20 protein-coding genes are annotated in these 26,572 nt (G+C 47.4%); 4 read left to right on the forward strand and 16 right to left on the reverse strand.

What is annotated here, in order from left to right; translation table 11 throughout:
- The first annotated feature begins 12 nt into the window (after positions 1-12).
- Together EII41_RS02210 and EII41_RS02215 are read left to right on the forward strand one after the other, a co-directional pair.
- On the forward strand, positions 13-3,108 hold the full coding sequence (locus tag EII41_RS02210; protein WP_124789249.1) for an AAA family ATPase: 3,096 nt from the start codon (positions 13-15) through the stop codon (positions 3,106-3,108).
- Between the two features lie 125 nt (positions 3,109-3,233).
- Positions 3,234-4,205 carry an ROK family protein gene (locus EII41_RS02215; protein WP_124789250.1) on the forward strand — a complete coding sequence of 324 codons (972 nt, stop codon included), beginning with the start codon at positions 3,234-3,236 and terminating at the stop codon, positions 4,203-4,205.
- Between the two features lie 535 nt (positions 4,206-4,740).
- Here EII41_RS02215 and EII41_RS02220 read toward each other — a convergent pair.
- From EII41_RS02220 to EII41_RS02290, 15 genes are all read right to left on the reverse strand, one after another.
- Complete coding sequence (locus tag EII41_RS02220; protein WP_124789251.1) at positions 4,741-5,970, reverse strand: AGE family epimerase/isomerase; 1,230 nt, start codon at positions 5,968-5,970, stop codon at positions 4,741-4,743.
- A complete protein-coding gene (locus tag EII41_RS02225; protein WP_124789252.1) occupies positions 5,960-7,381 on the reverse strand; it encodes an MFS transporter in 1,422 nt (473 codons plus the stop codon). Before EII41_RS02225 ends, EII41_RS02220 begins: the two co-directional genes overlap by 11 nt.
- 4 nt (positions 7,382-7,385) lie before the next feature.
- Entirely contained in the window at positions 7,386-8,552 is a 1,167-nt protein-coding gene (locus EII41_RS02230) for a glycoside hydrolase family 130 protein (RefSeq protein ID WP_124789253.1), read from the reverse strand.
- Positions 8,553-8,591: 39 nt separating this feature from the next.
- Complete coding sequence (locus EII41_RS02235; protein WP_124789254.1) at positions 8,592-9,644, reverse strand: glycosyl hydrolase; 1,053 nt, start codon at positions 9,642-9,644, stop codon at positions 8,592-8,594.
- Between the two features lie 7 nt (positions 9,645-9,651).
- Positions 9,652-10,827: a glycan-binding surface protein gene (locus EII41_RS02240; protein WP_124789255.1), complete on the reverse strand. Its 1,176-nt coding sequence runs from the start codon at positions 10,825-10,827 to the stop codon at positions 9,652-9,654.
- Positions 10,828-10,858: 31 nt separating this feature from the next.
- Positions 10,859-12,643 carry a RagB/SusD family nutrient uptake outer membrane protein gene (locus EII41_RS02245; protein WP_124789256.1) on the reverse strand — a complete coding sequence of 595 codons (1,785 nt, stop codon included), beginning with the start codon at positions 12,641-12,643 and terminating at the stop codon, positions 10,859-10,861.
- A gap of 22 nt (positions 12,644-12,665) precedes the next feature.
- On the reverse strand, positions 12,666-15,863 hold the full coding sequence (locus tag EII41_RS02250; protein ID WP_124789257.1) for a SusC/RagA family TonB-linked outer membrane protein: 3,198 nt from the start codon (positions 15,861-15,863) through the stop codon (positions 12,666-12,668).
- 115 nt (positions 15,864-15,978) lie between these two features.
- Complete coding sequence (locus EII41_RS02255; protein WP_124789258.1) at positions 15,979-17,253, reverse strand: acetylxylan esterase; 1,275 nt, start codon at positions 17,251-17,253, stop codon at positions 15,979-15,981.
- 12 nt (positions 17,254-17,265) lie between these two features.
- Positions 17,266-18,264: a glycoside hydrolase family 5 protein gene (locus EII41_RS02260; RefSeq protein ID WP_124789259.1), complete on the reverse strand. Its 999-nt coding sequence runs from the start codon at positions 18,262-18,264 to the stop codon at positions 17,266-17,268.
- A gap of 116 nt (positions 18,265-18,380) precedes the next feature.
- Complete coding sequence (locus tag EII41_RS02265) at positions 18,381-19,271, reverse strand: helix-turn-helix domain-containing protein (protein WP_124789260.1); 891 nt, start codon at positions 19,269-19,271, stop codon at positions 18,381-18,383.
- Positions 19,272-19,469: 198 nt separating this feature from the next.
- Positions 19,470-20,558 (reverse strand): methylmalonyl Co-A mutase-associated GTPase MeaB, encoded by a 1,089-nt coding sequence (meaB, locus tag EII41_RS02270; protein ID WP_124750517.1) that lies wholly within the window; start codon positions 20,556-20,558, stop codon positions 19,470-19,472.
- A 71-nt stretch (positions 20,559-20,629) separates the two neighbouring features.
- On the reverse strand, positions 20,630-22,072 hold the full coding sequence (locus tag EII41_RS02275; protein ID WP_185711802.1) for a DUF1573 domain-containing protein: 1,443 nt from the start codon (positions 22,070-22,072) through the stop codon (positions 20,630-20,632).
- Positions 22,073-22,076: 4 nt separating this feature from the next.
- On the reverse strand, positions 22,077-22,478 hold the full coding sequence (locus tag EII41_RS02280) for a DUF1573 domain-containing protein (protein ID WP_124750515.1): 402 nt from the start codon (positions 22,476-22,478) through the stop codon (positions 22,077-22,079).
- 70 nt (positions 22,479-22,548) lie between these two features.
- Positions 22,549-23,040, reverse strand: coding sequence for a dihydrofolate reductase (locus EII41_RS02285; protein ID WP_124789262.1), 492 nt, complete (start codon positions 23,038-23,040; stop codon positions 22,549-22,551).
- Positions 23,041-23,064: 24 nt separating this feature from the next.
- Positions 23,065-23,859: a thymidylate synthase gene (locus tag EII41_RS02290; RefSeq protein WP_124789263.1), complete on the reverse strand. Its 795-nt coding sequence runs from the start codon at positions 23,857-23,859 to the stop codon at positions 23,065-23,067.
- A gap of 398 nt (positions 23,860-24,257) precedes the next feature.
- Between EII41_RS02290 and EII41_RS14080 the strand changes: the two genes are divergently transcribed.
- Positions 24,258-24,410, forward strand: coding sequence for a hypothetical protein (locus tag EII41_RS14080; RefSeq protein ID WP_185711803.1), 153 nt, complete (start codon positions 24,258-24,260; stop codon positions 24,408-24,410).
- Positions 24,411-24,462: 52 nt separating this feature from the next.
- On the forward strand, positions 24,463-24,951 hold the full coding sequence (locus tag EII41_RS02295; RefSeq protein ID WP_124789264.1) for a hypothetical protein: 489 nt from the start codon (positions 24,463-24,465) through the stop codon (positions 24,949-24,951).
- A gap of 495 nt (positions 24,952-25,446) precedes the next feature.
- On the opposite strand, the gene EII41_RS02300 is transcribed toward EII41_RS02295, so the two are convergent.
- Positions 25,447-26,298 carry a transposase gene (locus EII41_RS02300; RefSeq protein WP_260425442.1) on the reverse strand — a complete coding sequence of 284 codons (852 nt, stop codon included), beginning with the start codon at positions 26,296-26,298 and terminating at the stop codon, positions 25,447-25,449.
- Between the last annotated feature and the right edge of the window lie 274 nt (positions 26,299-26,572).

Here is a 26,572-nt window from a genome sequence, read left to right on the forward strand (position 1 = left end):
AAAAAGAGAACAATGAGAATTTTGGCTATCCGAGGGAAAAATCTGGCCTCGCTCGAAAAAGCTTTCGAAATCGATTTCACCGCAGAACCGCTTAAATCGGCCGGTATTTTTGCCATTACGGGAAGCACCGGTTCGGGTAAGTCAACCCTGCTCGACGCCTTATGTCTAGCGTTGTTCGACCAGACGCCACGCACGAGCCATGCCTCAGAGAATATTCCGATCCGCGATGTAGGCGATAAGACTCTCAATCAACGCGACTGTCGTAACATCCTGCGCCGGGGTACGAGCGAGGGCTATGCCGAAGTCGATTTTGTATCGCTCGGTCGAGAGACATTCCGGGCACGCTGGTCGGTCAAGCGGGCTTACAATAGGGCCGAAGGCTCGATGCAAAGCAGTGAGATACGCCTCCACAATTTATCCACAGGCCATGAAGAGCCGGGAAGAAAGACGGAGTTGCTCGCACGCATCGTCGATCTGATCGGACTTACGTTCGATCAGTTTACCCGTTCGGTGTTGCTCGCACAAGGCGATTTCGCCACTTTTCTCAAAGCGCGTCAGCCGGAGAAGGCCGAGTTGCTCGAAAAATTGACCGGTACGGATATTTATTCGCGCATCTCAATCGCCATCTATGAGAAGTCGAAGAATGCCGACGCAGAGTTGGAAGCCGTCACACGACGTATCGAAGGTATCGAACGACTTTCGGAAGAGCAACGAATGACCTATGAAACGGAGAAGTTGACAATAACACACGAGCTGGCGGAACTGAAAGAGACCGTAGACCGATTGACGGCACAGTTGAAATGGCAGACCGAGCACGCCCGCTTATGCGATGAACAGAAGCAGGCCGAACGGCGTCTGGAGCAAGCGCGGCAAGCCATAACGGAAGCGCGTGAACGTTACGAATACATCGTGCAAATCGACCGTGTGCAGGAGATACGTGACACCTTCAAGCATCTGGAGAATCTCCGACAGACCTTCTCCGAGTCACAGGCCAACCTGCAAACAGCCATCCGCCGACATACCGAAAACGAGCCTTTGCTTACCGAAGCCATACGTGCCGTAGCCGACTGCGAACACGAACAAACGCAGCTTATTGAGAAACAACAGCAGATCGCACCGCAAATCGTGCGTGCCCGCGAATTGGACGTCTTGATTGCAAAGGCGAAGAAAGATCTCGAAGAAGCCCGAAAAGAGCTTAAAGATGTTCAAAAAAGAAAAGCAAAGACCGAGGAGAAGTTTCGCAATATACAGGAGGCACTGGCGCAGACCCAAAAGGAACTCATCACACGAGAGGAATGGTTTACGGCTCATCGAGACTTTGAGCTCATCGCGGCACGAACGGAGCTTCTCCTTTCCCTGATCACCGAAGTACAGACCGTGCAGGAGCAAAAACAACGCAACGAACAGACCTTGGAGGCAAGCAAACGCATCGTGTGCGATCAGGAAAAAGAAATGGAACGGCTCAAGCAGGAAGCGGAACGGCTGAACAAGATCATGCCCGCCGAAATCGCGACGTTGCGTGCACAGCTGAAAGAGGGAGCACCTTGTCCGGTATGCGGTAGCCTACATCATCCGGCAGCAAGTCTCGCCGAGACGCAACGCTTGAAAGAGCGAGAGCTGGAACAGGCAAAGGCTGATAATGCCCGGCGATTGGAGACCATAACGGCCGATCTTGAAACACGCAAAAACGAAATAACCAAAATCTCGGCGCTAATAGGCAATTACACTGATCAATACACGGCTACATACCGGAAGTTAGAGGAACATCTCGCCTCCCTCCCCGGCTGGCAAGCCCTTTTCGAACGTGCCGTATTGGCCGAGCATTTGAACACCCGCAAGACGGAGTGGGACAATGCAAGCACAGCCCTGACCGAAGCACAGGAACGATTGAAACGACTCCACATTGATCTTGAAAACGAGCAGACGCGCATACAGGAGACCGATCAAATATGGAGAGTCACGACCGAGAAGAACGAACACTGCCGGAACGTATTGGAACACTTTCTGGCCGAACGACAAACCGTGCTGCGCGGCAAGCCGGCCGACGCTGCTGAGAAATACTTCGCCGACAACTTGTCGCTTATCGCGTCAAAACTGAAAAAGTTGAACGAGAAAAGCAATCTGCTGTCGGCCGAGCAGAAAAGCCTGAACGATCACATCGCACAACGCCGGCAAGACTTGGCTAAGCTCGTCGCCGAAGAGGATATGCTGCAAAAAGCTGTCGAAACATGGATGACCGGAAAAGAAGGGATTACCGCCGAACGACTTTCGGAGCTGCTATCGAAAAGCAACGCATGGATTCAGGCCGAAAAGCAGGCGCTGAACACCCTGACCGAAGCTGAGACAACCGCCCGCGCGACCTTGTCCGAACGAAATAAGAATCTGACAACGCATTACGAATCAAATGATCGTCCAACGGAGCAGAACACCACGAGCGAACAGCTACAAGCCTGTCTTCAAGAAAAAAAGCAGCAGACCGAAGAGCGTACCCGGCGACAGACCGAACTCGAAGTGGTACTGACCACAAACGCTCGTAACGAGAAGCAGGTTGAGATACTGGAAAAAGAACGGCAGGCGAAATATGCACACGCCGAGAACTGGCAAAAACTGAATACCCTGCTCGGCTCGGCCTCCGGCAATAAGTTCAAAGAGATCGCTCAGGGATATACTCTCGATACGCTACTCGGCTACGCGAACAAGCATCTTCGGGAACTTACGTCGCGCTATAAGCTGCAACGGGTGCCCGGATCGCTGGCTCTGCAAGTCGTCGACCTCGATATGCTCAACGAAGTGCGCACGGTACATTCGCTTTCGGGTGGCGAATCGTTCCTCATCTCACTCGCCCTTGCCCTCGGCCTCTCATCGCTGTCGTCGAACCGCATGAACGTGGAGTCCCTCTTTATCGACGAAGGATTCGGATCGTTGGATAACGACACGTTGGGCATCGCCATGGATGCACTTGAACGTTTACAGACACAGGGACGCAAAATCGGCGTGATCTCACATGTTTCGGAGATGACCGAACGGATCGCCGTACGGATAAGCCTCACAAAAACATCGAACGGGAAAAGCGAAATCCGGATCAGAGCAACCCAACCGAAAGATTGAGCGAATTTGCTTTTGTGCCTTTTAAAGCATTTTTTTCAAAGAAAAAATTGTTTTCTTTCACGAAAGCTTATATATTTGCTCACTGAAACAAAAAATAATCATTCAATTAAAAAAACACAGAACTCATGGAGAAGCCTTATGTAATTGGTATTGATATAGGTGGTACGAATACCGTATTCGGCGTAGTAGATGCACGGGGAACCATTTTGTATAGCGGTTCGATTAAAACAGGTCAATATGATGACATTAATGACTATGTAAAAGCCCTTGGCGATGGACTGCAAAACGTCATCAACTCGGCCGGAGGCAAGGACAAGATCAAAGGCATCGGTGTAGGAGCGCCTAACGGCAACTATTTCAACGGTTGCATTGAATTCGCGCCCAATCTGCCGTGGAAAGGGAAGGTACCCTTGGCTCAACTGATCAGTGACCAGACGGGAGGCATTCCGGTCACTTTGACAAACGATGCCAATGCGGCGGCTATCGGTGAGATGACGTATGGTGCGGCTCGCGGCCTGAAAGATTTTATTGTCATCACACTGGGTACAGGCGTGGGCAGTGGAGTCGTTATCGGCGGCAATCTGGTATACGGTCACGACGGATTTGCCGGCGAGCTGGGGCACGTCATCGTACGCCGTGAAAACGGACGTCTGTGCGGATGCGGTCGTCACGGCTGTCTGGAGGCTTATGCCTCGGCCACTGGCGTAGCTCGCACGGCTTGCGAACTGCTGATGACACGTACCGAAGAGAGTCTGTTGCGTGAGTTGGAACCAGACAAAATCACTTCGAAAGATGTGTATGATGCGGCTGTTAAAGGAGATAAACTCTCTCTGGAAATCTTCGAAACGACGGGAGAAATTTTGGGTGAAGCCTTTGCCGATTTCGTGGCGTTCTCGAGCCCGGAAGCGATCATTCTGTTCGGTGGTCTGACGAAAGCAGGCCAACTGCTCATGGAGCCGGTAAAACGTTCTATGGAAGCCCACATGCTGAAGGTGTTCCAGAACAAGACCCGTCTGCTGTTCTCTCAACTGAAAGAAAGCGATGCCGCCGTATTAGGCGCCAGCGCGCTCGGCTGGGAAGTGAAAGAAGAGTTATAAGAAGCATCTTGATATTCATGATAAAGAGGCTGTCTCAAAAACACGGACAGCCTCATTTTTTTTATGCTTATTTCTTTACCATCCGAACATCTTCGGGCCTCTGGACGCAAAATTTACAAGCTGTGGAAAAACCTGTTTTTAAACGTTACGGGAACACGGCAGGGCGGCAGAAAGTTCCGTTTTATGCCGTTGTTGTACAACAACAGGGTCAAAACTGCTGTTTAAGGGTCATTGTTGTACAACAACAGGGCAAAACATGCTGTTTAAGGGGCGTTGTTGTACAACAACGGGGCAAAACATGCTGTTTAAGGGTCATTGTTGTACAACAACAGGGCAAAACATGCTGTTTAAGGGGCGTTGTTGTACAACAACAGGGCAAAACATGCTGTTTAAGGGTCATTGTTGTACAACAACGGGGTCAAATAGGCTTGCGAACACTCGGCTTCCGCCAAAGGGAAATCGACCTATGCAGCGCTTGATCTGAAAAAAGAGCTACCTCATTTTGAGATGACCTCTTTGTCATTTCTCAACTTTATTAAGTGCTATCTTCTTGCGATACGGGATTGAGTAGGAGTTCAGCTCTTTGGATGATCTCCATACACATTCTGCCATTGTGATACGGACACTTCCAGATACCGGCTTTATCCGCACGGCGGTTTACCGAACCATCCGGCAGGATGCTCCAATACCACTCGCCGTGTTGCCGGTCAATTAGATTTTCCTGAATGTATTCCCAGCAATTCAACGTTTTGGCGAGCGATGATTCATTTCCAAAATGCTGGTAATCATTTAGAAAGCCTACTACCGTTTCAGCCTGCACCCACCAATGGCGCTCAGAGTCAAGATGCCCCGAGCGGATATTTTTTTCGTATGCCATGCTTCCGTCGGATTGCAGCCCTTCTCCGGCAGCGTGCAAAAGGAGCGGCAACGCTTTTTCCACCGAATGCACCATCGCATCGTCGGCAAGCGTCGATGCCGCTTCGTGCAGGAGCCATGTGGCTTCGATATCGTGTCCGTAGGATACCGCTTCCGATTTGTTGTTCCAATCCGCATCGAAGAACAGCCGCAAATGATTCGTTTCGGAATCGATCATTTTCATTAAAAAGATTTCGATTAGGTTCTTGAGTTGTCTTTTCAGCGACTCGTCTTTCCAAACCCGAAACAGATGAGTGTAGGACTCCAAGATGTGCAGGTGGGTGTTCATCGTTTTTTGCTCGTTGGCATCTTTCTTGCTCAGGCGCATATCGTCCATGGGTTTCCAGTTGCGTGTAAAGGCTTCGAGATATCCGTTTTTCTCCTCATCGAAACTGTTTTGCTCAATGGAGCGATAGAGTTTCATGGCGTAGATCAACGCTTCTTCGTCGCCCGTAGCGCGGTAATATTCGCATAGCCCGTAAACGGCAAATGCTTGAGCGTATATCTGCTTTTTGGTATCTAACGGACGCCCCTTCTCGTCCAGCAACCAATAAATGCCGCCGAACTCTTCGTCGAAAAATCGGGTTATGAGATATTCTTTTGCCCGTTTGGCCGTTTGCAGGTATTCATTCTTCCCAAACAAACGGTATGCCGCTGTAAACGTCCACAAAATTCGGCTATTCAGCACAGCTCCCTTGGGTGCACTGGGGAACAGTCGATTATCTCCCGAAATACGCCCGTAGAAACCGCCGTTTTGCGTATCGACTGCCTTATCCATCCAGAACGGCAGAATGTTCTCGGTAAGAATGCGTGTAGCGTCTTCTCTCAGTCGTCGTATTTCAGCCTGCATGTTGGCGTTTGAGGTTTAGTTCTTCCGTAATTTCTTTTACTCTTTTATCCGAAAGCGGGTAAAACATCATTCCCACAAATGCCAGCAAACAGCATGTGGCGGGGATTAAACTCATCATAAGATGTTGTCCGAAGAGCGTTTCGGCCGATTGCTGCACGGCATTGGGAGAATAGCGAAAAGCTGCAAGTATCCATCCGCTGAGTGCGGAACCGAATGCCCAACCCAATTTTTGGGACATGGATGACGAAGAGAATATCAATCCCGTAGTTCGGCGACCGGTAGTAAATTCGTGATAATCCACAACGTCGGCAAACATCGACCAGAGCAGAGGCAACACATATCCGGCGAACAGCGAAATAACGAACTGAAACGCCATAATCGGAAAGAAATTTTTAGGGATCAGGTAAAACAGGGCACTGAATATGCCTGCCATGAAAACTGCAATCATGTACGTGCGTTTTTTTCCGTATTTTGCCGACAACGTCGGAGCCAGCATCACGCCAATCAGGTTTGCGCCCTGGCCAACCAGAAAATAAGTCGTAGCCATATCCCATCCTGTTCCCGACATTTTGTAGTTCAGACCTACAAAATCCCTGAAAAAATAAATGGCTACGCTGTCGCGAATGGCGTTGAAAAGCAGTGCGGCCAATCCTGTCGCTACCAGAATCCACCAAGGCCCGTTGCGAAACAACTCTTTTAAGTCCTGTTTCACGGAAGTGCTTTTGTCCGTTTCGATCTGAGTTACGCGCTCCTTGGTCCATCTGAAGCATAATAAAAACAATATCACACAGATCGTTCCGATGGAGGCCACGCCCAGCACCCATCCTACGGCCGATGTACTAACGGAGGAATCGGAGGCTTGCGTTGCGCTGCGGACGTCGAACGTCCTTGCAAAGAAATCGATCAGCGGCTGCAACAACATAAATGTTATAAAACTGCCGATAAAGGCAAAAGACATCCGATAGGAGGAGAGCGTGTTGCGTTGGTTCGGATCAGGCGAAATAACACCGAGTAGCGAAGCGTAAGGAACGTTTACAAAAGAATAAACGAGCATCATCAGCGAATAGGTAACGTAGGCGTAGGTTAATTTTCCGGCTTGCCCGAAATCGGGCGTAAAAAAAGTGATTGTTCCCATTACGGCAAACGGCACGGCAAACCACAAGATATACGGACGATATTTTCCCCAACGCGATGTTGTACGGTCGCTGAGGATTCCCACGAACAGATCGGTTGCAGAATCGATCAGGCGGACAACGAGAAACATGCTTCCCGCCGCTGCCGCGGTAATGCCGAACACATCGGTATAGAAGAACAGAGCATACATTCCGAATATTTTCCAGAACATGGAAGAGGCTGCGTCTCCTAATCCGTATCCGATTTTTTCCCGAAGACTGACTTTTTCGAAAGACATAACGCTACTTTTTGAGGTTTTTGTCGATCAACTTTTTCAGAGTTTCTACCGATGCCGCCGTCGTCAAACCATCTTGGGACGTATTCAAACAATAGTCCACCAAACGGTCAATAGAGCTGGTCGCTACATGTATGCGCGTATCACACGAGGCGTAATAAATGTACACCGTTCCGTCGTTGTCGGCAATCCATCCGTTGGAGAAAAGCACGTTGGAGACATCGCCCACACGCTCTTCCCCCTCGGGTGCCATAAAATATCCGGCCGGCGCGGCAATCGGTTGTGCCGGGTCTTGAAGCGAGGTCATGTACAAATACAATACATATCTCAATCCGGCGGCACAATTTCGCACACCGTGCGCCAAATGCAGCCATCCTTTATCGGTTTTTATGGGCGCGGGTCCTTCTCCGTTTTTCAGTTCTTTGATCGTGTGATAATAACGGCGATCGATGATTCGTTCGTCCGTAATTTGAACGTTGGCGATGTCGTCCGTCAATGCCCAGCCGATACCGAAACCGTTTCCAGCGTTGATAAAGCCATCCTGCGGACGCGTGTAAAGAGCGTACTTCCCGTTCACAAATTCGGGGTGAAGTACTACGTTGCGTTGCTGGCTTTTCGATCTTACATCGGGAAGCCGTTCCCAATTTTTCAAATCTTTGGTACGTGCGATGCCTGCGGAAGCCAGCGCAGACGAGAGGTCGCCTTTGGGTGCGGCGGGATCGAGCTTTTCCACACAGAAGACGCCGTAAATCCATCCGTCTTCGTGCGGGGTAAGCCGCATATCGTAAATGTTGGTTTCCGCGGAATCGTTCACAGGCATGGTTAGGGGATAGTCCCAAAAACGGAAGTTGTCAATCCCGTTGGGGCTTTCGGCGACGGCAAAAAACGATTTTCGATCTGCACCTTCCACACGAACCATCAATATGTATTTCCCGTTCCACTTAATGGCTCCGGCATTCATCACTGCGTTCATCGCTATGCGTTCCATCAGAAACGGATTGCTTTGCTCATTCAGATCATAACGCCAGAAAACAGGGGTATGGGCTGCGGTGAGAACAGGAAATTCGTATCGTGAGAACCAACCGTTAGATTCGGGGAGAGATTTATTGGGACGGGTTATGAGTCGCTCGTGTAGGTGTTGCAATCGTTCTATTTGTTGTTGAAAAGATGTCATAAGAGAGAATCCATATTTTGTTCATCGTCGCGGATGCTTTTATTCCTTCAGGTTCGGCATTTGATCCCGGGTGATTATGCGCGGGTCGTTCATTACGGTTTTCCAATAGGTCGCTCCGTTCCATTTGTTCTCACGCGTGTAAGCATCGTACCAAGACATAAACCAAAGCCACGTATCGCCTTTTTCGAACATTAAGTCTGGCGCGGGAATACCGCCACATTCCGATAACGCGATCATTTTCTTCCCGCCGCCGATGCGCTCTGCCTGTTTAAACCGGTCGATCAGCGACGCGTGCGCATTCTCTTCCCGGTAAATGTCCATACCGATCAGATCCACATATTCGTCGCCCGGATACCAGTCGAGATCGTGTCCTTCCGACGTCCATACCCAGATAAGGTTGTTTACTCCTTTGGCTTCAAACACCTCGAACATCATCTTCCACAGCGCTTTGTAAGGTTCAGGCCCTTTGGCGCCCCACCAGAACCAACCGCCGGAAGCTTCGTGAAGCGGACGCCAGATAACGGGAATCCCTTTTTGGGCAAGCAACAACAAATAATTGGCCACTTTCACCAAATCGAGTCTCAAGGCTAAGTTCTCGTCCGTTCCGTCTTGTACGGCTCGGCTGATGTCGAAATCGGTTTCGGGAGATCCCTGCCCTTTGCCCGGAGCATAAAAAGCGTATTCCGTACTTCCTTTTGTCTGAGGCACATTCCAATGCCACATTCCCGATACCAATCCATGGGCTTTCCACCAGTTTTCGACGGGCGAAATATCTCCGTAATCGATCCATCCCGAGGGGGAATAGCGCAAGTGTATATAATCGAAACCGTTTAAAGCGGGATATTTGCCCGTTTGAGCAAATACCCAGTCGGCCTCGTCGGTATTCCATGCAACGTGGGCCATCGTTCCGGATATGATTTTTTTCCCGTATGTTTCCTGTAAAAACCGAAACAGATTCACGGTTTGAGGCATCGGATTTTTGGAACACAAATCGATCTGTCCGCCTGTTCCCATGTCGGGAGATGGTGTGTTGCATCCATACGAATGGGAGATCGTCAGGAGAGAAAAGAGCAGAACAATGTATTTTTTCATTTCTTTTTTACTGATTGGTTATTTTCTTTTCAATCCGTATGTTTGCAAAACTGTGGTCGACGTTCCAGTCGCTGTTGGGCTGCAAAATCCAGAACATGCCGGTCCATCCCGATTTTAAGCCTTTGGTGGCCACGTCCGTGAGTTCTAAAGAGACGGTGCACCATTTGCCATAGGTATTAAAACTATTTGTTTGAGATGGATTCCATGCATATTGTCCGCCGTTCAACTGAATTAAATATCCGGCCTTACCCGAATCGTAGAACGGATTGCCCGATGCCGAACAGACCTCAAATTTAAACAGGTAGTCCGCCGGATTGGCTGCAATATCGGCGTCCAGATTAAATCCCCCACAAGGCAAGTTGTTCCAGCTCCAACTTTTGAATGAGCCTGCTACGCGGATATATGGCCCGTAAAGAGCTTCCGGATCGTTTGTTCCCGAACCGTTGGTTATATGTTCCGTACCGGCCCAAAATCCGTATGCCGAAGAATTGGATAAATCCCACACAACGCTCTTTGTGAAACGGTAAGGAACTTTCCGGGTAACTTTTGTATTGCCATTCATATACGTAAACGTTATGAGGCTATTATCGGGAGCATTTTCGGGAATGACCACCGACATGTATTTTTCGGTAAGGGAGTCGATTTTCATCGCCGTGCCGTTCATTGAAACGGAAGCCGTAGCATCGGATCCGGTACCGAATCCGTAGAGGTCAAAAAATTCGCCCACCACCTGTACCGAGCTTCCGGGCAGTGCAAACTCGTTGTATAATCGTTCGATTTTCAGTTGCGGAACGGTAACGGAAAAATCTACGGTAGTGCTGCCCAATGCCGTTTCGTAATAGAGTTTGTTGGTTACTTCGGCCGGTATAACTCGCGGGATAGGAAAATAAGCAGCATCGGCACGTGCATAGACTTCCGAAAGAGGAACTTCTACGTTGTTGACGGTAATTTTCTTTACATTGCTTAGATTCTTACCTTTCAGCATAATCATATCGAGGAACGAAGCCTTCGTGATAGGTTCTTGAGCATCGGTGTCGTTGTATTTATAGACTCCCGATACCGAAGGAGCGCCGGTTGATATCGTACCGTCGTCGTATCCGTCGTTGTAGGTAACGATGTCTTGACAGGCAGCAACCGATAGAAGCAGATACGTTACGATTGAATGTATATATAATGACTTCATAGTTTTTTTACTTGTAGATTATTAAAATAAATCAGTTCCATCCGGGATTATTGCCATCGATGGCTTTATTGGTAGCAACTTCTGCCGAAGGCAATGGGAAGAGCAGGTGCCGGTTTTCGCGGTATTTGTTTACACCTGCTTCGTCGTATGTAGTGGTGGTGCCGTCGGTATTTATACCGCCGATGGAATTCATTACATCAAGATAGACCCCCCAGCGAATTAGATCCCAACGTCGGTCGCCTTCCAATGCCAACTCTTTGGCTCGCTCTTCGAAGATCGCGGAGCGCAAAGCGACTTTGGAAGTAATGGCTCCGTCGCCGCTTATGCCTGCCGGATAGGCATTTGAGCGAATCCGCACTTTGTTGAGCGCCTCAATGGCTTCGGGGGAGACGCCCGAACTTAATTCGCACTGTGCTTCGGCATAAATCAGCACTACATCGGCCAAACGGAGAAAAGGCCAATAAGCATTCGAACGCGATTGCGTTTTATCGGTTATGTCGGCGTATTTGGTGGTAAATGCCAAACATTCGTTGGTCGTATTGTAGATGTAGTTTACACCATCGTTGTAAGGAGCTTTCGGTTCGGCGACTTTGTTGCCGTTACTGTCGTATCCGGTGGCCATAAGTGTGTATTCGGGCGTTTTAGGATAGTAGAATCCGTAGTTCCCGTTTGTCTGATAGTAATATCTCCATCGATGCATTACGCCTTTCGTGATGCGGTAATCTTGATGGTCGAAGAGATTGTACCAATGAAAGCGATTGCCGATCCAAAGCCCCGTTTGAATGATGCCCGAAGAGTTCTGTATTCCGCAAAACCATTGATGAATGGTGTTGCCATACTCTTCGTCTCCGGCTTTTGCCCGCAAGGTAAACATATATTCGCTCGCATCCACGCTTGACTGTTTCCACATCTGATCGTAGGGCAAGAGTTCGTATTTCCCGTAAACTCCGCTCATCACGTCCCCGGCATATTTCGCTGCTTTGGTATAGTTCTCGCGCCAATCAAACGGTTTGTATCCTTTTACCTGTTTTTTGAGAAAAGTTTTGGCAACAGGAAGCGTCAGAACCTTTTCGGTTCCGTTCATCCGGTAGGAAGATCCTGTTTTTACAACCATCTCCTCTCCTTCCGGCAAAGCTCCGGAGGCCATCGTAGCATACACTTTTGCAAGAAGTCCGGCAGCTGTACCTGCAGCCACATGTCCGGCTTGATATTCGGAGTCGGTATTCTTGTATAGCAATGGAATGGCCTGTTCCAAGAGGCGGATAATTTCGGCATATACTTCGGAAATAGGTTTTCGAGGTTGATGCTGATTCGCGCCTTCACTGATGGCCACATCAAACAACGGTATTTCGCCGTAAGCCTTCGTAAGCATAAAATAGGCAAACGCTTTTTGAAAATACATTTCGCCCAGTCCGTTGTTTTTGTGTTTTTCCGTGGCACCGTCGATTTTCGATATGTTGGCAATGGCGACATTGGCACGGTTTATCAGGCTATAACATCCTATCCAGATGGCAGCCGATACCTCGTCGCCCTGAAAGTTCCCTGCTCCCAGGTTGCTGAACGCCCAGTCTGGTCCGGTCGTATAATCGCAGTCCATTTCGAGCACGCGCGGGAAATTGCTCCAGCGAAACATATCGTTCGACCATTTGCTGTAAACACCCGTCACCCACTGATTAACGGCTTCGTTGTCGTTCCCGAGCTGTTTAGGCCCGATGAAAGAATAAGGTTTTTCGGCAAGAAAATCGTTGCAGGAAGAAAAAGAGAGGATGCCCGCAAGCAAAAAACCTGAAAGGATAGATATATTGTTGATCTTCATGTTTTATATTCTTTTATCTGTTTTAAAAAGTAATTTTCAGTCCGAGCGAAAAAGTACGGCTGGCCGGATAGGAATAGATGTCGATACCACGCCGGGAGGCATCGGCTCCGAAAGCGTTCACCTCCGGATCGAACCAGCTGTATCCGGTGAGGGTAAACAGGTTTGTAGCACCGGCATACATATTGATCTGAGAGATTCCTTTGAATTTCGGATTCCACATATATCCCAAGCTTATATTTTTCAGTTTCAGATACGATCCGTCTTCCACGTACCTGTCGGAGATGAGCATCGTACGATCGTAGGTCGCAATGGCTTTCGGCCAAGCGGCCTCTGCGCTATTTTCTTCCGTCCAACGCCCGTCATAAGCGGTTTGCGTAATGTTCCCGATATTGCCCATCGAAATATCCATCAGATTGCCGTTGAAGATGTCGTTGCCTTGGCTTCCCTGAAAGAAGAAGCTCAGGTTAAAGTTTTTCCAGATGAGGTTATTGGTGATTCCATACACAAAATCGGGGTTTACATCGCCGATAATAACCCGGTCGGCCGATGTGATAGCCGGATCGTTGTCGAAGTTTCGGTATTTGATTTCTCCAATCATCGCCTTGCCTTTGTTGCGGATTTCGGGATCGGGAGATGCCAGCACTTCGGCCAGGTTGTCGTAGAACCCATCTTCCGCGTATCCGTAGATGGCGCCGATAGGCATTCCGTTGCGTTGCAGGAATACCTCATCCGCCTTATACCAAAGCCTGTTGGCATACTGGTCGGCCTCCAATCCGCCAATTTTATTTCGATTGAAAGCGATATTGGCGTCGATGTTCCATTTGAGCGGCGTATTCTGAAGCAGGTAAAATTTCCCACTGATCTCAAGCCCTTCGTTGGTTACGTATCCACTGTTTATCATCATATTTCGAAAGCCTGTACTGGACGGGATCTGTACCTCCTGCAATAAATCGCGCGTTTTTTTACGGTAATAATCTACCGTGAAATTGATCCGTCCGTTTAAGATACCCAAATCCAAACCGGCATTATATTGCGAGGTCGTTTCCCACCGAAGGTCATCGGCCACGGGACCGCGCCAGTCTACTTGTGCAAAACCGCTGTTCAGTGAACCGTCGAAAGGATAGTTTGCCGTGCTCAACATAGGCAGAGTCCGGTAGCTTCCTATTCCCTGATTTCCGGTTTCTCCGTAACTTAATCGCACTTTCAGATTGCTGAAAACCTTCAGATTTTTAACAAATGTTTCTTCCGAGACACGCCATGCAAACGCCCCCGACAGGAAGCCCGCCCATTTGTTTTTCTGAGTAAATTTGCTTGAACCGTCCGCACGGTATGATGCGGTAAAGATATACTTCTCCATCAAGGTATAATTGATCCGTCCGAGAAATGAAGCCAATGTGGATGCGCCACGATCGCTTATCAGTTTCCCGGGATTAAGTCCCTGACTCATATCGTATTCGTTTGTCAAGTCGTTAGGAAAATTGGTGGCACTCATCGATTTGTTCCCCCAATCGGCCCTTTCGGCCGTAAATCCGGCTACGGCATTCACCGTATGTAGCTGTTTAAAGCTTTTATCGAATGTAACGATCGATTCCGAAGTAATGCCCTGATACCAGTTATCGGCTTGTCCCGCACGGCCGTTGATATTGCTTGATGCGGCCCCCTCCTGCGTGTGGCGGCCGTAATAGGTTCCCCGGTTGTTGCCGTTATAGCTGAATCCGAGATTCTGACGGAATTTCAGGAAAGGCAGCAATTTCACCTCCATATATGAAGAACTGAATATGTTAACGGACTTCAAATGATCTTTCGATGAGTTGATGTAGGCATGCGGATTCGCAGCCAACCAATTCAGCTGATCGGAGGTGGAAGTATCGATGTTCGGATCGTATGTCGGGGGGAAGATCAGCGAGGAGCGGATGATACCGTAATCGTAAGCGCTGGTTTTAGCGAAGTCGGTATCGGTATTGGTGTAAATGATATTCATTCCCATTTCCAGCCAATCGTGTATTTTCCGTCCCAAATTGGTACTTAAGGTATATCGTGTAAATCCCGATTTTTTGATGACACCTGTTTGATTGAGGTAGTTGCCTGAAAAGGAATACCATCCCTTGTCCGAACCGCCCGAAACGTTGATGTTGTATTCCTGCGATGCTCCGTTCTGATAAATCAGATCTTGCCAATCGGCCAATCCCACGGAAGTTTGGTTTCCGTGAGCATCGGTATAGATGCCGGGGTTCAGGAAGTCGGAGGGTTTCGGCTGGTACTTCCCGCTGGTAAAATCCTGTGTACCGTCGGCATTGGTCGGGTAATGCCAGATACCGGGATAAGGAAGAACCGAGTAGGGCCTGTTGCTGTAGCGGTAACTGTTCACATATTGTTCGTTAATATAATTGGCGTAGCCATAGGCATTCAGTACTTCCACGCGCTTGGCGATGCGTGAGGTCGAGAAGTTGGAGGTAAATTCCACCCGAGCCGAACTCGATTCTCCCCGCTTTGTGGTTATGATAACCACTCCGTTTGCTCCTCGCGACCCGTAAATAGCGGTTGCCGACGCATCTTTCAACACTTCGATGGATTGAATGTTGTGCGGATTGATAAATGCCAGAGGATTGGAAGTCTGATTATTATTGTCGTTCGTTTTGCTTGTGGGCGTGGCATTCGTATCAAACGGTACACCGTCTATGATATAGAGCGGTTGCGTACTCGTGGAGAACGAATTGGCGCCGCGCACCTGAATGCTTACGCCGCCTCCCGGTGCGCCATCGCTCTGATTTACAATAACCCCGGCAATTTTTCCTTGCAATCCTTGACTTAAATCCACCGGATTGTTTTTCATAATTTCATCGCCTCTGATTTGAGTTACGGCGCCCGACAGGTCCCTTTTCTTCATGGTACCGTAACCCACAACCACAACTTCATCCAGCAATTCCGTATCTTCTTCCATTTGAAGATTTAGTTTATTACGGGTTCCTACAGGAACTTCAAGCGTGCGGTATCCGATGCTCGATATAACCAAAACCGGATTGGCAGATATTGCATTGAGCGAAAAATTTCCGTTGACATCGGTAATAGTGCCGTTTGATGTTCCCTTTTCCATTATATTGGCTCCGATCATTGCAGATTTATCTTTGCTATCCACGATAGTGCCGGTAATTCTGCGTTGTTGCGCCATGATTTGAAAGCTCATCGTCAGAGCCATACACAACATAAAGATATTCTTCATAAAGATTCTTTTAAAGAATTAAAAAAAACATTGCTTTCTTGAGTGCAAAAATAGAAACTCTTTCATCTATACTTTACATATTATTTTATCAGATCGTCATACTTTTTTATCTTTTTTACTTCCTGTATTTTTTAAAAAATGTACTTCTGTATTGCCACCATTCAGGCCCGACATCGTGCCCGGAAAGAGGAAAAATATGATATTCCTTGGAAGACCGAATGAGGTTGTATCCGGCAAAATTGGTATGCGGCGGACATACCTCATCTTGCAATCCCACTCCCATTATTATGGGACAAGTTATTCTCCGTGCAAAATTCTTCACATCGAAATAGGAAAGTGTTTCATAAAGTTGCTTGTCGGAGATTTCCATCTCAGCTTGTTTCTTGCGGATGGAGTTGGCCGGCCAATCAACAATATCAAAGTAGTCGGGATAATCCGACAGAAAAGGAATAAAAGGCGCAGCCGCGGCAATTCGATTATCCAATGCGCAGGCAATTAAGGAAAAAGCGCCACCCTGACTGCCTCCTTCCACAAAAATATTGCGCACATCGACTTCCTTACGCGACGCTACAAAGTCAATGGCTCGAATCAAATCCATAAAAGCCCCGCGGTAATAGTAGGCCTCTTTCGATTGCAACCCGTACGTTATCCAGTCGCCGTAAATATTTGAGGATTCGTTCAATCCCTGTCCTCGAACCGAAAGGACAAACTCTGCGTGGTCGGGATTACCGTCGGCATCGGGCATCCAGGGTTTGGAACCATACCCCATGTATGAAACAATGACCGGATGTTTGCCTTGAGCTGTCGGGACACAATAGTAACCGGCGATTTCCATATTGCCGAACGATTTCATGGTTACCCGGTACATTTTTCGTTTCCCGGACGAATGTTCGGGTAGCGCAATCAGCGTATATTCGGGGGCTACGGCAGCAAGTTCTCCGAGGGTCGTTTGCCAGAAATCATCAAAATCGGGCTGAGAGTCGGGCAGCGAGACGATCGCCTCCGGCTCGTACCCGATGTTGAATTTTCTGCTTTCGACTGCTCCGCCCAACCATAGGAAACAACGGTAAAATCCGGGATTGGGCAAGGTAAAGGAAAAAGAAAACATGACCGAATCGTTGGCATTTACCGTCACTTGTTGGGATAACGAGTACAGTCGAATCTTTTTATCCGTATCGATCTGTAGCGTAATCTGTTGCGAAACCAAACTGTTGCCTGTGTTCTTAGCAACGAACTGTATTTCCGGTGTTTGAGACGAGTAGAACATTAACTTTTCGGGTTGCAGCAGCTCAACGTCGAGCATTTTATTTTTTGCATCTTGAGCGCTTACATCACACGCTGTACCGGCAATCAGTACGATAAAAACAAAAAAGAGGCGCTTTATATTCATTTTTGAAAAAAATTATTGTTTTAAAAGTTCTTTTCTGACAATTTGTCCCCATTCTTTTATCTCTCGATCATTCCAATTCCCATCTGAAGACGCGGAAGGAAGCATCATCGAGCAGGTTTCATTTTTATCGGAGACAGACCATGCAACCCAGCTGATCTGATTTGGAGACATCCACTCCAACCATTTCTGCCATTCTTCCCGATCGATGGGGCCGTCGCCCGTAGCTTTCATTCCGGCACATTCCGAAACAAAAATCGGGATTCCTTTCGAGATGGCATAATCGCCTCTCTCACGCAAGAACTGATGATGTGTGGCGGCGTAAAAATGCAATGTATACATAATATTGTCGTACTTCGTAATGGGATTGTCGGCAACAATATGGAGATCCTGATCCCAATGAGGCGAACCCACAAGGATGATGTTCGACGGGTCAATGTCGCGAATCTCTCCGATTATCCGCTCGGAATATGCTTTTACGTCTTCCCATGAGTCTCTCTCCGGCTCGTTGAATATCTCGTATATTACGTTGGGAAAGTCTTTGTACCTGCTTGCCATTTCACGAAAGAAACCAATAGCTTCCTCCGTACGAATGGCATGGCTGTGCCAGTCGATGATGACGTAAATTCCGTTTTTGATGGCGGCGTCCACTACACGGGTTACACAATCGAGGGCAAGCTGCGGGTCGGAAAGATAGCCACCCTGAGGGGTAACTCCCATGGCTGCGCGTACTACGCTGCAATTCCAGTCCGAAGCGAATGTGCCGACAGCGCCTTCGTTGTAAAAACGAGGCCACCAGTTGTGCCAACCGAAACTAACTCCTTTCAGCACCACTTTTTCATTTTTTTCATTTACGAGAAATGAGCCGCTTACCGATAGCTTTCCGTGCTTTTCAACGGATGTTTTTCCCGTAAGATCGGCTTTTTTATCATTCGTCTTATCAAACTCCGCTCTACAATGCTGAAAGATAAGGGTAGAGACACAAAAAAATATGACGGTAGCAAGTGTTCTCATAGTGCGCATACTTTATCTATAAATGTACCTGCAAAAATAGGATCGATGGTCGAATACTAATATGTTTCATTTATCAAATAATGATACTATTTTGCAGCGATAAGACAAAATTCCTGCTAAAATATAAACTTCCGTTTCCGGTAATTTTCACGAAACTCTTTCGGTGAGCATTCTTTCTTTTTTTTGAAGATGCGGTTGAAATTCGATAGATTATTGAATCCGCACTGATAGCATATTTCGGCGATGGAATGAGTAGTGTCTACCAGCAGGCGCGAAGCATGCCCCAAACGGATGTCGATGATGTAGTCCGATACCGTTTTTCCCGATCGCAGCTTAAAAAAACGGCTGAAGGCCACCGGAGTCATACCTGCCAGATCGGCCAACTCTTCCAGACGGATCGGCTCCTTGTAGCGGGTGTTGATGTATTCGTGTACTTTCAGTACGCGACGGCTATCGGTTCCGTCGTCGATGTGTGCAAACGAAGAGCTTGCCAGCGTGCGGTAATTCTCCGAAAGCGACAGCTCGTACAAGATGGTCAGAAACTTAACCACCGCATAAAAACCCTCTTTCTCAGAAGAAAGTGTATTGAGCGACGCATATACTTTCATGATGGTTTCCATCGGAAAACTAACTCCCTTCTTGGCATTGTCGAGCATGTGCCGAATGCTGCGAAACTGACTTTTATGAATGAAGTTGCCGAAAAATAAATCGGATGAAAACTGGATGGTAATCTCGCGAATGTTTTTCGACGTGCAGTCGTGTTGCTCCCAAACATGCTCCAAGTCAGACCCCGAAATAAGCGTTAAATCATAGTTTCCGATTATTTCCACCGAATCGCCCACAATCCGGCGTACTCCTGCCGCATTCTCCACATAATTCAATTCATATTCGGCATGCGAATGTAAGGGATAGGTAAATTCCGATTTCCGGCGATCGGCAATGTAAAAACAATCTTTGTCCGAGAGCGGTGTTATTTCTCGAATAATATAATTTGAACAAGATTTCATTTTGTATTATTTTTTTCCAAAAATAATACTTTTTCGGCCGTTTGAATAACTTTTTATCTATATGAAACAAATAGCATTTTTTTCCTTCTGCAAGAAGAAAGAAAAAATCGGCATATCTACCTTAAAAACAAAGCTATAACAAACCCAACATAGAATACACTGGATCAATACAATCAACCTCTAAAAGAAAGATATCTACTATTTCTTCAAAAACAGATCCATCATTTCGCGGGCTGCGACGAACGAACTGACCTCGTTATTCAGTACCTGTCGTTCGATGACGGGTAACCGCTCTTCTACACGCGGATGATGATAGAACGCGTCATTCAGCATATCGTGAATACTCTCGTACATCCAGTATTTGGCTTGCTCGTTACGTTTCTGATCGAAATAACCATTCGCTTTCGTGAACGCCATATATTCCTCGATCATATTCCAAACTTCTTCTATGCCCAGATTGTAATATCCCGAATACGTCAGCACCTTAGGAAACCAGCCTGATGCTGTAGGCGGAAAAAGATGAAGCGCGTTGCGGAAATGTCCGGCGGCCATCTTCGCACGTTCGATATTATCTCCGTCGGCTTTATTGATTACGATTCCGTCGGCCATCTCCATAATCCCTCGCTTGATGCCCTGCAGTTCATCGCCCGTGCCGGCCAACTGGATAAGCAGGAAAAAGTCGACCATCGAATGTACGGCCGTTTCGCTCTGTCCCACACCTACCGTCTCGACGAAGACAGTATCAAATCCGGCCGCTTCGCAGAGGATAATCGTTTCGCGTGTCTTACGGGCTACTCCGCCCAATGAGCCGGCCGTAGGAGAAGGACGGATAAACGCGTTACGCTCGCGCGAAAGTAGCTCCATACGCGTCTTGTCGCCGAGGATACTCCCTTTCGAACGCTCGCTGCTGGGGTCAATGGCCAACACGGCCAGCTTGTGTCCCTTGCGCACCATGTGCATCCCAAACGCATCGATCGATGTACTTTTTCCGGCGCCGGGCACTCCCGTAATCCCGACGCGAATAGACTGTCCGGTATGAGGCAAACATTTCTCGATAATCTCCTGCGCTTGTTGCTGGTGTTCATGTCGGGAACTCTCGACCAGCGTCACCGCCTGACTAAGTATCGATGTATCTCCGCGCAAGATACCTTCGACAAACTCATGCGTCGTGAACGAACGCGTTTGTTTACGCATTTCTCGCAAGTAAGGGTTGACTGTCGGCGCACTCGCCACGCCACTATTCACTTTCAGTCCTTTATATTTTCCGTCGTTTTCGGGATGATCCATTGTTTTATCTATCGTTTAAAAAGCAAGAGGGAAATCGTTTCATCTCCCTCTTGCGCCATGATTCAATTCATTTATTCTGCCGTGATTTTCACTTGACGAACCGGCCCTCGAGGGTCGTTGCAGACCACATAAAGCATGGTCTCCATCGGCTCCTTCACCTCTTTAGGTCGGATAAGCAGTGTCAGGGTTATCGATTCTCCCGGACGGAGCATCCTCCGGTTGAATCCGGTAACGTGTACCCGCCGATCGTCGCACGATACGCTATGCAGTTCGAGCAGTTCTTTGCCTTCGTTCGTAAGGGTCACCTGCCTCGAAGCACGCTTGTTACCGATACCGAAAAGTCCGCCTCGTTTCATTCGGCCGAATTCCAGCAGGGTCGTCGAGAGCTCGATCGCTGCTCCATACGTTTTCTGCATGGGCGAAAGCGTACTGAAATCGTCGATGAAGTTGACGGAAACAGGTATTTCGTGCGAAACAACTTCTCCGGAGGCGCTACGCGCCATCCATGTAAACCCGCCAAGCATCCGTCCTTTCGCCGTCACTTTCGTGCCGTCGACGGTTACCTTCATCCGTTCGGCCTTACCGGGCGCTAATTCGGCAGGAGCTTCCACCTGAATATGTGCCGGCATATTAACGAGAGAAAGCGTTTGATTTACATCGGAAAAGTTACGAATCCATATCTCTTGCGTCGCGATTTCTTTCGGACGGATAGTATGAAACATAAACGTTTTACTCTCCAACTGTATCGTTCCGATCGTATCTTGATATACGACCGGTAATTCACTCGGTTTGGGGATTACCTCGCCCATAATGGAGAGTCGTTGCCTCCCTCCTTTCGCATTCGTGTAGACGGTGATATGCTTTTTAAACGGCCCCGGACGATTCTTCGCCGAATACGTGATCACCACATCACCGACTTCACCCGGAGCAATCGGATCGGCTGTCCATTCCGGCTCGGCACATCCGCACGAAGATTGCACATGCGAAATAATCAACGGAGCCGTCCCGGTATTCGTAATCTGAAAGATATGGGTATAGTAATTCTGCTCCTCATCAATCTTGCCGAAATCGTGTGTCCACGCGTCGGGCGTAAAATCGGGTTCTCCGACCACAGCCCCCGGCACAGCGTGCACATCGCCCTTGACTGTTAAGACAAGCGGAGCTTCCGAACCGTTACTGAAGACCTGCATGCTGTGGCTAAAAGCGCCGGACTGTCCGTTTGGGTTGTACGTCACTTCAAGTCTTGCCGTCTCACCCGGCTCTACCGTCTTCTTCGACCATTTGGCCGAAAGGCAACGGCACGAAGAAGAAACACGAATCAATTCCAAGGTTGCCTTTCCATCGTTTCTGACGGCAAAGACATGTTCCACCGGTCCATTTGCGCCTTCGATCCGGCCAAAGTCATGAGCGGTTTCGGGCATGACAATTTTAGCCTCTTCCCGGGCAGATAAACATTGCACCGAAAAGAGGCAGAGAAATAGGGATAAGCCGACGACGCAGATTCTTCCGCTCATCGGTTTATGAGTTCTTCTGTACGACATTTCCGCGGATCGTCAGAACATAATTCCCGTCGGCTTTGCCGTTGCTGTACACGGAAATCGTTTTGACAAATTTACCCGGGCGTCCGGCCGGATTATATGTAACCTTGATCTCGCCCGTCTTTCCCGGAGCAATCGGTTCTTTCGTCCAATCAGGAGTCGTGCATCCGCAAGAAGCCACAACACGCGAAATCACCAGCGGCATTTCTCCGTTGTTCATCACCGTGAAAACATGGCTTGCAGGGCCTGATGTTTCAACGATATCGCCGAAGTCATACGTTGCGCTGCCGGTTACCGTAATCGAAGCACTTTTTTCCTGTGCGCAAACCACGCCTGTCGTCATCATCAAGATGGCCGTTAAAACAAATAAGATACGTTTCATTTCACTTTGCTTTTAAGTTAATAACGCAACAAAAGTAATACATTTATCACGAATAGTACGCCATGCCGGGTTATTTTTTTCGAACGTACGTTAAAAAGCTGTGCTCATAAGGATTTTTCTCGTCCTTCGGCGCATCGGTACGAGCGACTTCTTCCCAGACCTTCGGGTCGACAGGAGGAAAAAACGTGTCGGCTTCGGAAAACGTATGATGCACGATCGTAAGATAGAGTTTATCGGCCACTTCCAAGGCCTGCTCATAGACATTTCCTCCGCCGATGATAAAGACTTCGTCCTCTCCCTTCGTAGCCATAAGCGCGCCCCACAGCGTATTATATACCACACAATCGTCGAAACGGGCACCCGGTTCGGTGGTAAGGACAATATTTTTGCGGTCGGGCAAGGCGCCTTTGGGCAGAGATTCGAACGTTCGCCGCCCCATGATGACGGTATGTCCGATGGTCAGTGCGCGAAAATGTTTCATATCGTTCGGGAGGCGCCAGAGCAATCCGTTGTCTTTGCCTATCGCTCCCCGTTGATCTGTGGCTACTATAATCGATATCATTGGGTTTTTACGATGCTAAAAAAGTTATACGGAAACAGTGCCCGGGATATGCGGGTGAGGATCATATCCAAGCAGCTCGAAGTCTTCATAGCGAAAGTCGAAAATATTACGCACGTCAGGATTGAGTTTCATTTGCGGGAGCGGACGAGGCTCGCGCGTTAACTGCAGTTCCACCTGCTCAAGATGATTGTGATAGATATGCGCATCGCCGAGCGTATGGATAAACTCTCCTGCCTCAAGCCCGGTAACGTGCGCGACCATCTGTAGCAACAGCGCGTAAGAAGCGATGTTGAACGGCACGCCGAGGAAGATATCCGCGCTGCGCTGGTAAAGCTGGAGGCTGAGTCGCCCGTCGGCAACGTAGAACTGAAAGAAGGCATGGCAGGGGGGCAGGTTCATATTTCGCAAATCACCGACATTCCATGCGCTGACGATGATACGGCGCGAGTCCGGATTGTGGCGAATCATGTCGATCGCCTCACTGATCTGATCAATCGTCCCGCCTTCGTAGTCAGCCCACGAACGCCACTGGTGACCGTAGACAGGCCCCAGATTGCCATCCGCATCCGCCCATTCGTTCCAGATACGTACGCCATGCTCCTGCAAGTAATGCACATTCGTATCGCCCTTCAAGAACCACAACAGCTCGTAAATGATCGATTTGAGATGCAGCTTCTTAGTGGTAAGGAGCGGGAATCCCTCGCTCAGGTCGAATCGCATCTGATACCCGAATACGCTCGTCGTACCCGTCCCTGTACGATCTTCCTTTGTCGTACCCGAACGGAGCACATGCCTTAGCAAATCTACATATTGCTTCATAAACAGGGTCTTTTTATCTTTAAGCCTCGCAAAAGTAAGCAAAAAAGCGGACTTTGGCTACTATTTTCGCTCAAAAAGCATGCAGGCCGTCCGGACATCTTTAAGGAAAGTCTCCTTAACCTAAAGGAACACTTCCGTAAAGTCAAAAATCTTCTCCTTAACATGAAGGAGCGACTCCTTAAGATGAAGGACAACCTCCTTAAACTATAAGGACGCTTCCTTAAGATGAAGGATGAGTTCCTTAAGGTGAAGGATGAGTTCCTTAAGGTGAAGGAGCGTTTCCTTCGGATAAAAAACGTTCTGCTTCACATGAAACGCCTCGTTATCGAAATGCCGGAAAGCGTCAGCGTTTATAAACCCTTCGGGTGCTTAATTGTTGAGTTATTGGATTGTTTGTCATGAAAAAAACAGGTCAAATATTTGCATCTGATCAAAAAAATATTTATACCTTTGTCGTACACAACAAAAAAGATAAGACTATGGAAAAAACAACCGATATTCCGCCCGACAATCCGATGCGCCTCATAAACCGCACCGGAGGCGCAGCGTAAAAGAAATATCCGGAACGCGGAAACAAGTATCAATTTTTAAACCCAGAAAAATATGAAACAGCAAATTATTTTATGGATAGGTACCCTGCTTTTACTGACAGGAGAAGTGGGGTGCGAGAAAGAGAAAGTACATGAAAATTTTTCCCCAATAAAAGATATTCCGGAACAAGTATCTGCTTTTTTTGAGAAGACGTTACCTGTTGCTTCCGAATCAGCGTGCTTCTTTACATCGAGTAAAGAGGAACTTTTTCATGTAATCAATAGTATGGAAGAGTTACAAGCTCTTTATTCGTGCGAAGAAAAATTACCTGAAATTGATTTTATGCGATACTCGGTTGTCATCGGACAAAAGAGAATGCCTAACTCTTATTATTCAGTATCAAATCAAAGAATCATTGAGTTGCCAGAAGTTTTGGAGCTAAATATTATCGCAAAAACTCTATCGGAAGGAGTATGGCCCTCATTTAGCATGATGTATTATTGGGGAATTTATCCTAAATTGCCCAATAAAAAACTGAATGTTAACGTAGTAATTGAATAGTATTACGAGAAAACTATAACATCGTTAAGCTGCTATATTTTTGAGAATATTATTAACTTTAATACACTAACAGTCAATATTTATAATTCTAAAAAAAACAGAGCTCCATACTAAGTTAACTATACCCAAATTACGAATTACGACGGCTGACCAACAACAACTTAATTCAGGCTTTCAGCCCTCAAAAAACAAAATAGGGGAATCGATACCCCACCCTTGCGGGATAGGGCTGAAATAGAACGGGCTTTCAGCCCTCGTAAACCCCGCAGAGGCGGTGAGTTGTTGAATTGTTGAGATGTTTAGTTGTTGATTCGTTGATTTGTTGGCTGTCCTGTCCTGATTACTGAATACTGAATACTGATTGCTGATTGCTGATTGCTGAAAGAGCCCTGAAAGGGCTTAATAATTCAGCCCAATGCGAAGCGTTGGGGAAAAGGTTGCCTCCCATTAGGAGGGCTGTAAGCCTGACATATAACTAATTATGCGAATCCAGGGTTAAAAAATAAGATACAAGAAAGCGATCGCCAATTTTCCGAAGATGTGCACTAATAGTCCGTTGGTTGATCTTACTTTCATCGCTCTTTGAATAGTTGTTTTTTCGTTCAGCCAATTGAAGAAAGACTCAATGGGTTGTCTCATTTTTGAAACAGCCGTAGAGAAGAGGTCATTAAAGGCTTTGTCTCTTTCTTTTAGCTCTTCACATTGCCCTTTGATAGCTTTCACGGGAGTAAGTATTTCTATTTGTTGAGATGCTTTTTTCCCCGGGTTAAAGTATTCAAAGTCGGAATATATTTTATCGGCAAAAATAGTTTTTCCGTAAATTTGATCTCCCCAAGCCTGTTTAAAAACCGTTAGATCGTTATCTTCCGCGGGAGTTATCATCAGGCTTTCGGGAAAGGGAATGGTGCCTTCTCGCTTGGCAGTCAAAGCGTGCAACTTGCATCCGTAATAATATTTTCCTTTGGATGCACAATAGCCTTTAGCTGTCAGTTGCGGAGCTACTTTCCCAACTCTGTTCTTTGAAGTACAAGTAAAAATAGGCATCGAGTCAAGAAATGAGATGTTTGGACTGCAATCCTTTGGTTTAAATGAAACGATCAGATAAACGGCTAAAAACTGAAAAGCGTTTGCAAGCAGATTCACTCTGGCAGAGAAGGCTTTGTAGCCGGGTAGTTTGGGAAACCAGTTGAAAAGATATTCCTTAGCAAAAGAATGAATCTCTTTTATGCTGAAATATCGTTGCTCCCAGCCTGTGAAAAGATAAATGGTCATAATTTCCTGATCTGTAAACTCCGGATTTGCATTGTTGGAGAATCGCTGACAGGTCTCGAAAAAGTTCTTTTTCATACAAGTCGCACACGAAAAAATATATTGAAATTAATTTTTGCTCTTTTTCCTTGGAGATCATACTTGGAATAATTAGTGGAATTTTTCTTCCAAGATAATGATTTTCAGGGAAATGAGTAAATAAAATAATACTTATTTTGCTGATTATAAACAAATTAATTTAACATTGAATTGAGAGTTTTCAACTCTGGATTCGCATTAATTGTCAATGGTCGTACATTTGTACTTTTGTAAATAATTCAATAATTACTAACTTTGATATCAGCATGGACAA

This window comes from Tannerella forsythia, from assembly GCF_003860135.1.
In the GTDB taxonomy this organism is placed as follows: domain Bacteria; phylum Bacteroidota; class Bacteroidia; order Bacteroidales; family Tannerellaceae; genus Tannerella; species Tannerella forsythia_A.